12 protein-coding genes and 1 riboswitch are annotated in these 11,569 nt (G+C 64.4%); of the genes, 7 read left to right on the top strand and 5 right to left on the bottom strand.

What is annotated here, in order from left to right:
• Positions 1-129: 129 nt before the first annotated feature.
• Positions 130-227: riboswitch (glycine riboswitch) on the bottom strand.
• A 93-nt stretch (positions 228-320) separates the two neighbouring features.
• Positions 321-860: a TetR/AcrR family transcriptional regulator gene (locus PYR64_RS02950; RefSeq protein WP_275778254.1), complete on the bottom strand. Its 540-nt coding sequence runs from the start codon at positions 858-860 to the stop codon at positions 321-323.
• A gap of 73 nt (positions 861-933) precedes the next feature.
• On the opposite strand from PYR64_RS02950, the gene PYR64_RS02945 reads away from it, so the two are divergent.
• Complete coding sequence (locus tag PYR64_RS02945) at positions 934-2,484, top strand: MFS transporter (RefSeq protein WP_275778252.1); 1,551 nt, start codon at positions 934-936, stop codon at positions 2,482-2,484.
• A gap of 6 nt (positions 2,485-2,490) precedes the next feature.
• Here PYR64_RS02945 and PYR64_RS02940 read toward each other — a convergent pair whose 3' ends face one another.
• Complete coding sequence (locus PYR64_RS02940; protein WP_275778250.1) at positions 2,491-3,150, bottom strand: cyclodeaminase/cyclohydrolase family protein; 660 nt, start codon at positions 3,148-3,150, stop codon at positions 2,491-2,493.
• A gap of 102 nt (positions 3,151-3,252) precedes the next feature.
• Here PYR64_RS02940 and PYR64_RS02935 point away from each other — a divergent pair, with 102 nt between their 5' ends.
• The gene (locus tag PYR64_RS02935; protein WP_275778249.1) at positions 3,253-4,485 is read left to right on the top strand and encodes an amidohydrolase; all 1,233 of its coding nucleotides are present in this window, start codon (positions 3,253-3,255) and stop codon (positions 4,483-4,485) included.
• An 86-nt stretch (positions 4,486-4,571) separates the two neighbouring features.
• Here the strand turns inward: PYR64_RS02935 and PYR64_RS02930 are convergent, their stop codons facing one another.
• The gene (locus tag PYR64_RS02930; protein WP_018780139.1) at positions 4,572-4,787 is read right to left on the bottom strand and encodes a hypothetical protein; all 216 of its coding nucleotides are present in this window, start codon (positions 4,785-4,787) and stop codon (positions 4,572-4,574) included.
• 109 nt (positions 4,788-4,896) lie between these two features.
• Positions 4,897-5,901 (bottom strand): NAD(P)/FAD-dependent oxidoreductase, encoded by a 1,005-nt coding sequence (locus PYR64_RS02925; protein WP_275778246.1) that lies wholly within the window; start codon positions 5,899-5,901, stop codon positions 4,897-4,899.
• Positions 5,902-6,003: 102 nt separating this feature from the next.
• Between PYR64_RS02925 and PYR64_RS02920 the strand changes: the two genes are divergently transcribed.
• Positions 6,004-6,606: an XRE family transcriptional regulator gene (locus PYR64_RS02920; RefSeq protein WP_018780141.1), complete on the top strand. Its 603-nt coding sequence runs from the start codon at positions 6,004-6,006 to the stop codon at positions 6,604-6,606.
• Here the strand turns inward: PYR64_RS02920 and PYR64_RS02915 are convergent.
• A complete protein-coding gene (locus PYR64_RS02915; protein ID WP_018780142.1) occupies positions 6,603-6,905 on the bottom strand; it encodes a helix-turn-helix transcriptional regulator in 303 nt (100 codons plus the stop codon). The genes PYR64_RS02920 and PYR64_RS02915 overlap by 4 nt on opposite strands.
• 69 nt (positions 6,906-6,974) lie before the next feature.
• On the opposite strand from PYR64_RS02915, the gene map reads away from it, so the two are divergent.
• The 4 genes from map to PYR64_RS02895 all read left to right on the top strand — a co-directional run bounded on the left by map (position 6,975) and on the right by PYR64_RS02895 (position 11,557).
• Positions 6,975-7,754, top strand: coding sequence for a type I methionyl aminopeptidase (gene map, locus PYR64_RS02910; RefSeq protein WP_275778244.1), 780 nt, complete (start codon positions 6,975-6,977; stop codon positions 7,752-7,754).
• 189 nt (positions 7,755-7,943) lie between these two features.
• Positions 7,944-8,972 carry a nitrilase-related carbon-nitrogen hydrolase gene (locus PYR64_RS02905; protein ID WP_018780144.1) on the top strand — a complete coding sequence of 343 codons (1,029 nt, stop codon included), beginning with the start codon at positions 7,944-7,946 and terminating at the stop codon, positions 8,970-8,972.
• Positions 8,969-9,994, top strand: a complete 1,026-nt coding sequence (locus PYR64_RS02900) for an agmatine deiminase family protein (RefSeq protein ID WP_275778242.1) — start codon at positions 8,969-8,971, stop codon at positions 9,992-9,994. The genes PYR64_RS02905 and PYR64_RS02900 overlap by 4 nt, the downstream gene beginning before the upstream one ends.
• A gap of 12 nt (positions 9,995-10,006) precedes the next feature.
• Positions 10,007-11,557 carry an APC family permease gene (locus PYR64_RS02895; RefSeq protein ID WP_275778240.1) on the top strand — a complete coding sequence of 517 codons (1,551 nt, stop codon included), beginning with the start codon at positions 10,007-10,009 and terminating at the stop codon, positions 11,555-11,557.
• The last annotated feature ends 12 nt before the right edge of the window (positions 11,558-11,569 follow it).

Genomic DNA, 11,569 nt, shown 5'->3' with positions numbered 1-11,569 from the left:
GGTTCCTCCCCGCTCTGTATTGGACCTGAGAGTTTCCGCGTGTTGTCCGCACAACGAATCGCTTGCACCGTCGGTGAGCACAGCATCCCACGTCAATGGCGTGGAGTGCCTGCTGCTTTCCAGAGTTGCCTCGCCGCGGCGGTGCGTGGGCCTGAGAGATTCCTGGGGAGGGTTTGCTCCTACGGCGCCTGCATCACGTGCCTGCAGGACTCTCCCGCCGCAGATCAAAGGCATGTTCAGTTGTCTGTGGGCGCCACGCTGGGCACGCCACAAGGCTTAATTGTCCTACGTGCAAGGCCCTGCGGCAAATGGATGAGCAGTCACTTCCGGAGGCGGTCCAGGACCCCCAGCAGGATTTCGACGTCGGCCTCCCGGCCGGCGTTGCCGGCCCCCTGCCCGCCCTCGAACATCGCGTTGAAATAAAGGCCGTCGCCCATGTAGCTGACGGCCTTGGCGATCTCCGGTCCTACGTCTTCGGCCAGGACATCAAGCCACTGCTGCTGGATTCCTGCGAAGCGCCGCCGCGTTTCCTCATGGGCTACTTCAGCGAGCCTGGTGGCGGCAACGAAGGCCCTGTCCATGGGGGTGTCGGCCCAGAGGGAGGACCGGATGAAGTAGGCGGCGGAACCGTCCGGCGCGGCCTTCATCTGCTCAATGTCCTCCTGCGCCAAATCGTCCAGGCGTTCCAGCAAGGCGCTGATCAGGGCTTCCTTGTTGGGGAAGTGATACAGGAGCCCGCCCTTGGAGACACCGGCCCTCTTGGCGACGGCATCCAGGGTAGCGGCCCGCTCCCCTACCTCGATCAGGAGGGATTCGTAGGCATCCAGGACGGCGTCCCGGGCAACTGGTTTTCGTGGCATGTGTACATCATTCCCTAAAGAATTGCGGGGGTTGAATTTGTAACTATACCGTCTGGACGGTACAGTAAGAGGCATGTTCTCGCCGTCCTCAACCCAAGCACCCCGTGCAGCCGCCCCCTTGACGGGCCCGGCTGCACCGTGGCGCGACTGGACGGCCTTGGCACTGCTGATGTTCCCGGTGCTGCTGGTGGCCGTCGATAACACCGCGCTCACTTTTGCCCTGCCGGAAATCGCCCGTTCCCTGGACGTGGGCGGCATACAGCTCCTGTGGATCGTTGACGCCTACCCGCTGGTGCTCGCTGCGCTCCTGGTCTCCATGGGCAACCTTGGTGACCGGATCGGACGACGCCGGTTGCTTCTGATCGGCAGCACAGGCTTCGCCGCGGTTTCGGCTGCTACGGCATTCGCGCCGTCCGCGGAGTGGCTTATTGCCGGACGCGCTGCACTCGGCGTCTTCGGCGCCATGCTGATGCCATCCACGTTGTCCTTGATCAGGAACATCTTTACCGACCCCAACCGCCGTCGGCTCGCGATCGCTGTATGGGCTGCCGGATTCTCCGGCGGCGCAGCCCTCGGCCCCATCTTCGGCGGCTGGCTGGTGGAGCACTTCTGGTGGGGCGCCGTCTTCCTGGTAGCAGCATTCCTGCTTCTGCCGCTCCTTGCCTTTGGCCGGGTACTCATTCCCGAGTCCAAGGACGCCAACCCCGGCCGGGTGGATGTGCCGAGCATTGTCCTGTCCGTGGTCACCATGGCGCCCTTCGTTTACGGCATCAAGGAATTCGCGGTCCACGGCTTCGGTGCCTCAGCTGCTGCCTTCATGGGCTTTGGCCTGGTGATGGGCGTTCTGTTCGTCCGCCGCCAGCAAAGGATCGAAAGCCCCATGCTGGATGTTTCCCTGTTCAAGAACAAGGTGTTCAGCACGGCCATCGTGGCGAATGTTTTGTCCTTGTTCTCCATGACGGGATTCATCTACTTCTTTGCCCAGCACCTGCAGCTGGTCGAAGGGCAGTCCCCCATGGAAGCCGGCATCGCCATGATCCCGGCCCTCCTGGCCACCGTCATCGCCGGCCTGCTCGTAGTACCGCTGGTCAAGAAAGTACGGCCCGGATTCGTGGTGGCCGGCGGACTGACTCTGAGCGCCATAGGCTACCTGGTGGCCGTCGTGGGTGACCACGGCAGCGGACCGGTGTTCCTCCTGTCAGCCCTGACGGTCCTGGCCGTCGGCGTGGGTGCAGCGGAGACCATCTCCAACGACCTCATCCTGGCGTCCGTGCCGGCAGACAAATCAGGGGCGGCCTCTGCCATCTCCGAGACCGGTTACGAACTCGGTTCCCTCCTGGGAACAGCCGTGCTCGGTTCAATCCTGACCGCGTCCTACCAGCACAACCTCGTCATTCCCGACGGCGTGCCCACAGAGGCGGCGAGGAAGTCCGGGGAGACTCTGGCAGGTGCGGTTGACGCGGCATCCGGGCTCCCCGCCCAGTTGTCGGAGGCACTGACCACCGCCGCGCGGATAGCCTTCGACTCCGGCGTCCACATCACAGCGGCGATTGGGCTGGTACTGATGGCCGGAGCAGCAGTGATGGCCGCCGTCGTACTGCGCAAGGTTCCCAAAGCGCAATAAGGGAAGCTACACGGCTTCCGTGGGTGCCGCCTTCGTGTCGACGCCGGCAGTCAGTTGGTCGATACGCTCCAGGGCATCGCCGAGCCGGCCGACCGTTGTCCACAGGCAGGGCTGCTGCTCCCTGACCTCCTCGAGGGAAGTCCCCGCGGAGGTCAGGGAAGCGAGGTCGAAGCTCACGTTGGTCCTCGCCCCCGCTATGGCCGCCCGCAGCGCACCGAAACCCACCACGACGTCGGCAACGAGGGCCGGGTTCCCGTGGGAAGCGAGCCAGCCGAGGTCTTCAATGGCGTCGATGGCCCGTTCACCCAGGACGGCGGATGCCTTGGCTGCGTCCACGGAGGCTTGGTGGATGGCTTCTTCGCGTTCCGGTCCGGGGTCGAGGCGGAAAGCAGCTCCGAAGGCGTTGGAGGCAGATGCGTCCTCGTCCGCGAGCCGGAGAGCCGCTTCCCTGAGCTCATGGGCCCTGGCATGGATAGCGGAAAGCTCGTCACGCTGCTGCCCCTCGGCTTCCGTGTACCCGGCCACCATTGACGTCAAGGCAGCCGCAATGGATAGCATCACCCCGGTGCCGGCGCCGCCCCCGGGCGAGCCGCTCGACTCTGCCAGGGCTGCGGTCCAGTCCTCAACCGTGGAGTGCTGCGTGGTGGCGGGTTCGGAATTCGTCATGCCATCAAGTGTGCCGTGACAGCCAGGTTCGCACACACAGGGTTCGCACAAAGCGGATGGATACACTGGCCGGACCGAAGGCGTCGAACGAAGGGTAAACCCATGACCATTGACCTCGAAGAGCTTTACAAGGACCTGCACGCCCACCCGGAGCTGTCCTTCCAGGAGACCAGGACCGCCGGGATCGCAGCCGGGCACCTGGAGAATCTTGGCCTCACCGTCCACCGCAACATCGGCAAGACCGGCGTGGTGGGCATCCTTGAGAACGGAGCCGGGCCGGTCGTCATGCTCCGGGCCGACATGGACGCCCTCCCGGTCAAAGAGTCAACGGGACTGGACTACGCAAGTACTGCCATGGGTGTCGATCCTGACGGAAATGATGTTCCGGTCATGCATGCGTGCGGACACGATGTCCATGTCAGCTGCCTCGTGGGAGCAGCAGAAGCGTTGGCCGGACAACGTGACCGGTGGCAAGGCACACTGATCGTCGTGTTCCAGCCCGCCGAGGAATGGGGTGGCGGTGCGCAGGCGATGGTTGGCGACGGTCTCTATGACGTCGTGCCGAAGCCCGATGTAGTGCTCGGACAGCACGTGGCCCCCTTCCCCGCCGGATGGTTCGGCGTCCGGGCCGGCGTCACCATGGCCTCCGCAGACTCCCTCAACATCACCCTGCACGGCCGCGGCGGGCACGGATCGCGCCCGGAAACCACCATTGATCCGGTGGTGATGGCCGCCGCTGCCACCATCCGCCTGCAGGGCATCGTGTCGCGCGAACTCGCCGCCAGCGACTCCGCTGTGGTCACCGTAGGACAGATCCACTCCGGTACCAAGAACAACATCATCCCCGAGACGGCAACCCTCGGCCTCAGTGTCCGCACCTTCAGCGATTCCACCAGGGACAAAATCCTCGGTTCGATTGAGCGCATTGTGCACGGGGAATCAGCGGCATCCGGCGCCCCCAAGGACCCGGAGATCCATTTCGAAGAGCACTTCCCGCTGACAGTTAACGACGAGTCGGCAGCAGGCAGGATTACAGCGGCCTTCAAGGCCAGGTTCGGCGAGGCACAGGTCATTGATCCCGGGCCCGTATCCGGCAGCGAAGACGTAGGAGCCTTGGCAAAGGGCGCCGACGCGCCGTTGGTGTTTTGGTTACTCGGCGGCGCCGACCCTGCCCTGTTCCGCGAATGGGCGACGACGGGGCGCCTCCCCGAAGATATTCCCTCGAACCACTCGCCCTACTTCGCGCCCCTGATCCAGCCCACGCTGGCCAAGGGAACGGAAGCATTGGTCACAGCCGCTCTGGAGTACCTCGGTTCAACAGGCGGAAACAACTAGCCTGCGCGTGGACGGGCACACGGGAAAGGCGCCGGCAGACCGGCGCCTTTTTCGTGATCTTCTACTCGTTCCAGTCCAGGCGGGGCCTAGACCTTCTCGTGGATGCGGTCAACCTTCGGTTCGTAAACCACAGGTTCCCTGCGACGGCGTGCCAGGAAAGTCCAGAGTGTCCCTTCCGATGCCTGGCGGGTCTCCGCCGGGGCAACCGGTTCCTTCCTGGCCTCTTCAGTTGTGGTCTCGGGCTTGCGCGCGGAGTCCTTCTTCGTGCGCCGCTCGAAGTCGTCATAGTACGCGTAGCACATACAACCTCCCTTAGTGGCGTTCTTTAATAGTCCTCGCACTCCGGCCGCACGTCGACCACTTTTTTGCAGTCGACCACTTTTTACAGGGTTTCCGTTCAGCTTGTGGTGGTCACCGGGCGAGGCTGGACAGCCGCGCAACGTCCACCGCCAACCTGGTTTCCTCCGCCACCAAGTGGGCGTTGATGGCGGCCCCGGCCATGACGCCCGAAGCGGCCGACGCCATGACCTGTCCCATAAGGTCCGCGACATTGCCCGCAGCCCAGACGCCGGGAACCGCGGTGGCCCCGCCCATGGGATTCACTTCCACGTGGTGCCCTACTCCCATGGGGTGTTCCACCACCGGGACGCCAAGCGACTCCAGCACTGCGGACCTTGCCTCCAGCCTGGTTGCGGTCACTACGGCCTCCACCGGGATGACTGTTCCCGAGGCCAGGACGACGCCCCTCAACGCATCATCCTGGATGGCGAGTGACTCCACCTTGCCTTCCACCACGCTGATCGAGCGTGCAGCCAGCTGCTCCCACTCTGCGTCCGTCGGCTCCACCACGTCATTAAGGAACAGCGTGATGTTCGGGCTCCACTGCCTGAAGAGCATCGTCTGGTGCAACGCCATGGGAACAGAGCCCAGTATGCCGATCGCTTTGTTCCGGACCTCCCAGCCGTGGCAGTAGGGGCAATGCAGGACATCACGACCCCACCGCTCCCGGATGCCGTCGATGTCGGGCAGAACATCGGTCAGCCCCGTGGTCACAAGGATCCGGCGGGCCTTCACCGTCCGCCCATCGGCCAGTTCAACATCAAAGGAGAGCTCCGCGCCTTCCTCGGCCCCCGCCGTCGAGCGCGCTGCGACGGCGACGCCCGCGATGAAGTCCACCCCGTAGCCGCGTGCTTCTTCCCGCCCCATATCCAACAATTCCCTGGGATCAATGCCGTCCCTGGACAGGAAACCATGGACCCCGGCAGCCGGCGCGTTCCGCGGCTCGCCGGCGTCGATCACCAGGACGGACCGGAGGGCCCTGCCAAGCGTCACGGCGGCACTTAACCCAGCTGCGCCACCTCCGATCACCACAACCTGGTACTCGTCCGCGGTGTCCGTCTTCGTATCTCTGCTCACTGTGCCTCCGTCGACTCGCTGCGGCCTTCCGCCGCTCCTACCATCCTTGGTCGATGTCGACAGAAGCGGCAAGAAAAATTGCCACTATGGCAAACTGGAGACATGGCAAAGGATTTCAGCGCAATGCTCGACGCCGTCGGCCCGCGCCTGCGCGCGATGCGGACCCAACGGAACCTGACGCTGGCAGAGGCATCGGAAGGCACGGGGATCTCGGTGAGCACGCTGTCCCGCCTGGAGTCGGGCCAGCGCAAGCCCACCCTGGAACTGTTGCTGCCGATTGCACGGCTTCACCAAGTACCTCTTGAGGAGTTGATCGACGCCCCGGAAACGGGCGACCCCCGCATCCATCTCAAGCCACACGTCCATCATTGGGGCACCGCGCTGCCCCTCACTCGCCGCCCCGGCGGAATCCAGGCCTTCAAGATGGTGCTGAAAGCCGGAACGGGCAAGGAAATTCCAGACCCGCAATCCCACGAAGGCTACGACTGGATGTACATCCTCAATGGGAAACTGCGGCTGGTTTTGGGCGGGAACGACTTCATCCTCAAACCCGGGGAAGTGGCGGAATTCGACACCCGCACCCCACACTGGTTCGCCAGCGCTACCTCTGAACCGGTGGAACTGCTCACCCTGTTCGGCCAGCAAGGCGAGCGCCTGCACGTCCGGGCACGGCCCAAGCGGCAGGACCAGCAGGCGGAAATCTAGGAAGCCAGGAACTCCCGGGCATTGCGGCGCGACACGGCGGGGTCCGCTCCGGCGTCGGGCTGGTTGATCTCGGACCACACCTCATCGAGCGAAAGTCCAAGAACATCGGCAATGGCCGCCACCGTGGGAAAGGCGGGAGTGGCAACCCTTCCCGACTCGATTTTGCGCAGCGTTTCGGGAGAAACACGGGCATCGAGGGCAATCTCCAGCATGGAGCGTGCGCCCCGCGCACGGCGGAGCAGGGCACCGAGACGCTGTCCGCGCTCGGCCTCTGCGGGTGTGAGCGGCAACCTGACCATGGCTCCAATTGTAATACCGGGATAATATGGCCGGGATAGTTATTGGCATCAACCCCGGAAAGGTCCCCTATGATCGAGATCCTCAGCACCAGCGAACTGACCCGTGCCCGGGCTGCAGGGACCCTGGTGGCCAACATCCTGCACACGCTCAAGAGCCGGTGCACTGTTGGCACCAACCTCCTGGAGATCGACGCGTGGGCCAAGGCCATGATCCTCGAGGCGGGCGCGGTGTCCTGCTACGTGGACTACGCGCCATCGTTTGGGCGCGGCCCCTTCGGCCACTACATCTGCACAGGCGTCAACGACGCCGTCCTCCATGGACTGCCGCGGGACTACGCGCTTGCCGACGGCGACCTGCTGACCCTTGACCTGGCCGTCTCCCTGAAAGGGATCGCAGCAGACTCTGCCATCAGCTTCATCGTCGGCGACGCTAAGCCCGCCGAAAGCGTGGCCATGATCGAGGCAACCGAACGCGCCCTGCGTGCCGGCATAGCAGCGGCGCGGCCCGGCGCGCGGATCGGCGATCTGTCCTACGCCATTGGCTCAGTCCTCGGCGAGGCAGGATATCCCGTTAACACGGAGTTTGGCGGCCACGGAATCGGCTCAACCATGCACCAGGAACCGCATGTGCCCAACATGGGACGCCCTGGCCGCGGCTACAAGCTGCGCCCTGGCTTGCTGCTCGCTTTGGAACCGTGGGTCATGGCGGATACCGCCCAGCTCGTGACTGATCCCGACGGCTGGACCCTCCGCAGCGTCACCGGCTGCCGGACGGCCCACAGCGAGCACACGATCGCCATCACCCCGGACGGAGCCGAGATCCTCACCTTGCCCACCCTGGCCGGCTAGGCCTGCTCCCGGGGCGGGAGGGGGCGGGAGGGGCGCTCGGCCAGGGCGTCCGCAGGGGTGCCGGGTAGGGGTCCGGGCTGTCATAAATGATTGGCATTCGTTTTCCCCTTGCACTACGGCGTGACTCGCGTCATACTAAATGAACGCTATTCATTTAGTGACTGTCGTCTCATCGGAGTACATGCCACCATGATTGAAATAACCCGCCTCGAAGCCCCGACTTCCCTGGCTCGCACCGAACCCTCCACGCGGACGCCGCTGCGCGTCGGCGTTGTCCAGCACCGCTGGCATGCCGACGAATCCGCCCTCCGCGCAGAACTTACCGAAGGCATCGAGCGCGCCGCCAAGCTGGGAGCCACTGTTGTTTTCCTGCCTGAACTGACGCTCTCCCGCTACCCCGCCGACACCCGGCCGGAGAACAACCCCGCGGCAGGCATCCGTCCTTCGGACATCACCGAGGACCTCCTCACCGGCCCCACCTTCACCTTCGCTGCCGAAGCTGCCAGAAAGTTCGGCGTCTCGGTCCACGCATCCTTGTACCAGCGGGCTGAGAACCCGGATGGCACTGACGACGGCCTCGGCCTGAACACCGCGATCCTGGTCTCCCCCGCCGGGGAACTCGTAGCCCGCACCCACAAGCTGCACATCCCCGTCACCGCCGGCTACTACGAAGACAAGTTCTTCCGCAAGGGCCCGGAAGCCGAGGATGCCTACGCAGTGTACGCACCGGCCGAACTCGGCGGTGCACGCCTGGGCATGCCCACCTGCTGGGACGAATGGTTCCCCGAACTCGCCCGGATGTACTCTCTGGGCGGAGCCGAGATCCTGGTCTACCCCACCGCAATCGGCTCCGAACCGGACCACCCAGACTTCGACACGCAGCCGCTCTGGCAGCAGGTCATTGTGGGCAACGGCATCGCCAACGGCCTGTTCATGATCGCGCCGAACCGCTACGGCAACGAAGGCACCCTGAACTTCTACGGCTCCTCCTTCATCTCCGATCCCTACGGCCGCATCCTGGTCCAGGCACCGCGGGACGAATCCGCCGTACTGGTCGCCGACCTCGACCTCGACCAGCGCAAGGACTGGCTCACGCTCTTCCCGTTCCTGGCCACGCGCCGCCCTGAAACCTACGGTCGCCTCACCGCACCGGTGGACCCCAACGCGCCACTGGGAGCAAGCGCTATCGCCACTGCCTACCAGGCGGTCTCCGCGTGAGCGTCTGGCGCATGCCGTCGGAAACGGCACCGCAGGACCGCGTCTGGATGGCCTTCCCCACCGGCGGTTACACCTTGGGCGACACCGAGGAAGAGGCGCATGCAGCGCGCTCCACCTGGGCCGCCGTCGCGAATGCCGTCCTTGAGTTCGAGCCGGTCACCATGGTGGTAGCGCCCGACGACGTCGAAACAGCCGCCCGCTACCTGGACCCCCGCGTCGAGGTACTCACCGCAGAACTGAACGATGCCTGGATGCGGGACATCGGACCGTCGTTCGTGTTGGATGCGAACAAGCAGCTCGGCGCCGTGGACTGGATCTTCAACGGCTGGGGCGCCCAGGACTGGGCGGCGTGGGACAAGGATTCGCAGATCGCTGCCAACATCACCGGCCATGCCAACGCCACACACCTCCCCTCGGGGATCGTGAACGAAGGCGGCGGCATCCAGGTTGACGGCGAAGGCACCGTCCTTGTCACCGAGACCGTACAGCTTGACGAGGGCCGCAATCCCGGCCTGACCAAGTCCGACATCGAGGAAGAGCTCGCCCGCACCATCGGCGCTACCCACGTGGTGTGGCTGCCGCGCGGCCTCACCCGCGATTCGGAGAAGTTCGGCACACGCGGCCATGTGGACATCGTGGCCGCCATCCCCTCCCCGGGCACACTCCTTGTCCATTCCCAGCAAAACCCTGAGCACCCCGATCATGCGGTGTCCCGGGAGATCATCGAATTCCTGCGCACCACCCATGACGCAGCCGGACGGGACTGGAACATCATCGAAGTTCCGGCACCCGAAACCCTCACTGACGACGAGGGCTACGTGGACTACAGCTACATCAACCACTTGGTAGTCAACGGTGGGGTCATTGCGTGCAGCTTCAACGACCCCATGGACGAGAAAGCGCTCCGCATCCTCGCCGATGCCTACCCCGGACGCCGCGTTGTCAGTGTTGACGCGCGCGAACTCTTCGCCCGGGGCGGCGGCATCCACTGCATTACGCAGCAACAGCCTTCGGCCATCTAGAAAGGGCCTTTCATGAGCCAGACAATCCGCGCCGGTGCTTCCAAAAGCACTGGAGCCGCTGCAGAGTCGCACAACATCAGCGGCAAGGGACTGAAGACGGGGCAGTTGGGGCTCCTCGCCGTCGTCGTTCTTGGCATTTCAACCATCGCCCCGGCGTACACGCTCACCGGTGCGCTCGGTCCAACAGTCAACGAAGTCGGGCTGCAGTTGCCCGTCATCTTCCTGATCGGGTTCATTCCGATGATCCTGGTATCGCTGGCCTACAGGGAGCTCAACGCAGACTCCCCGGACAGCGGCACCACCTTCACCTGGGTCACCAAGGCATTCGGACCCTGGGTGGGTTGGATGGGCGGTTGGGGCCTGCTCGCAGCCAACATCATTGTCCTGTCCAACCTGGCCGGTGTAGCGGTGGACTTCTTCTACCTTTTCCTCGCCCAGGCCACAGGTTCCCCTGAGCTGGCCGACCTCGCCTCTAACAAGCTGCTGAACGTAGCCACTTGTTTTGTCTTCGTGGCCCTGGCCGTGTGGATCAGTTACCGCGGCCTGCACACCACCAAGATCGTCCAGTACGGGCTGGTGGGTTTCCAGCTGCTGGTTCTGGGCTTGTTCGTGGCCATGGCTTTCGCCAACTGGTCCTCGTCCGAGACCGCCGTTCCCTTCAGCTGGGATTGGTTCGACGTCACGAAGGTCGAGACCTTCGGCCAGATCGCCGCGGGCATTTCGCTGTCCATCTTCGTGTACTGGGGTTGGGATGTCTGCCTCACCGTGAACGAGGAAACCGCCAACGGCAAGAAGACCGCGGGCGCCGCCGGAACCCTCACGGCAGTCATCGTCCTGGGGATCTACCTGCTGGTGACCATCGCCACAATGATGTTCGCCGGCGTCGGCGACACCGGAATCGGGCTGAACAACCCCGAGAACCACGCCAACGTGTTCACGGCACTCGCTTCTCCGGTCATGGGACCGTTCGCGATCCTCATGTCGTTGGCGGTGCTGTCCAGCTCTGCGGCTTCGTTGCAGTCCACGTTCACTTCGCCGTCGCGGAGCCTGCTTGCCATGGCGCACTACGGCGCGCTGCCGGAACGCTTCAGCCACATGAGCAAGAAGTTCTCGACGCCGGGCTTCGCCACCATTGCGGCAGGCGTACTGTCCGCGGGCTTCTACGCCGTGATGCACGTGATCAGCGAGAACGTCCTCAACGACACCATCCTGGCCTTGGGCCTGATGATCTGCTTCTACTACGGACTGACGGCCATTGCTTGTGCTTGGTACTTCCGCAACAGCGTCTTCAGCAGCGCCCGCAACTTCCTCCTGCGCCTGGTGTGCCCTGTGCTGGGTGGTGTGGGCCTGTTCGTTGTGTTCCTGCAGACCGCGATGGACAGCTGGGATCCGGAGTTCGGCAGCGGCTCGGAGATCTTCGGGGTGGGCCTCGTGTTCATCCTCGGCATCGGGATCCTGGCCTTGGGTGCCGTCGTCATGCTGATCCAGGCCCGCATGCGGCCAGGGTTCTTCCGTGGCGAGACCATCCGGAAAGACACTCCCGCCCTGGTGGTCCCTGAGTAGCCGGGCGCGCCG

This window comes from Paenarthrobacter sp. Y-19 (assembly GCF_029223985.1).
GTDB classification, from domain to species: Bacteria; Actinomycetota; Actinomycetes; order Actinomycetales; family Micrococcaceae; genus Arthrobacter; species Arthrobacter nicotinovorans.
This window is presented reverse-complemented; position numbering and strand designations above follow the sequence as displayed.

Excerpts from the sequence above, each read along its gene's own strand:
- PYR64_RS02945 (WP_275778252.1), top strand. The coding sequence starts at position 934 with ATGTTCTCGCCGTCCTCAACCCAAGCACCCCGTGCAGCCGCCCCCTTG.
- PYR64_RS02940 (WP_275778250.1), bottom strand. The coding sequence starts at position 3,150 with ATGACGAATTCCGAACCCGCCACCACGCAGCACTCCACGGTTGAGGAC.
- PYR64_RS02915 (WP_018780142.1), bottom strand. The coding sequence starts at position 6,905 with ATGGTCAGGTTGCCGCTCACACCCGCAGAGGCCGAGCGCGGACAGCGT.
- PYR64_RS02920 (WP_018780141.1), top strand. The coding sequence starts at position 6,004 with ATGGCAAAGGATTTCAGCGCAATGCTCGACGCCGTCGGCCCGCGCCTG.
- PYR64_RS02935 (WP_275778249.1), top strand. The coding sequence starts at position 3,253 with ATGACCATTGACCTCGAAGAGCTTTACAAGGACCTGCACGCCCACCCG.
- map (WP_275778244.1), top strand. The coding sequence starts at position 6,975 with ATGATCGAGATCCTCAGCACCAGCGAACTGACCCGTGCCCGGGCTGCA.
- PYR64_RS02930 (WP_018780139.1), bottom strand. The coding sequence starts at position 4,787 with ATGTGCTACGCGTACTATGACGACTTCGAGCGGCGCACGAAGAAGGAC.
- PYR64_RS02895 (WP_275778240.1), top strand. The coding sequence starts at position 10,007 with ATGAGCCAGACAATCCGCGCCGGTGCTTCCAAAAGCACTGGAGCCGCT.
- PYR64_RS02950 (WP_275778254.1), bottom strand. The coding sequence starts at position 860 with ATGCCACGAAAACCAGTTGCCCGGGACGCCGTCCTGGATGCCTACGAA.
- PYR64_RS02905 (WP_018780144.1), top strand. The coding sequence starts at position 7,944 with ATGATTGAAATAACCCGCCTCGAAGCCCCGACTTCCCTGGCTCGCACC.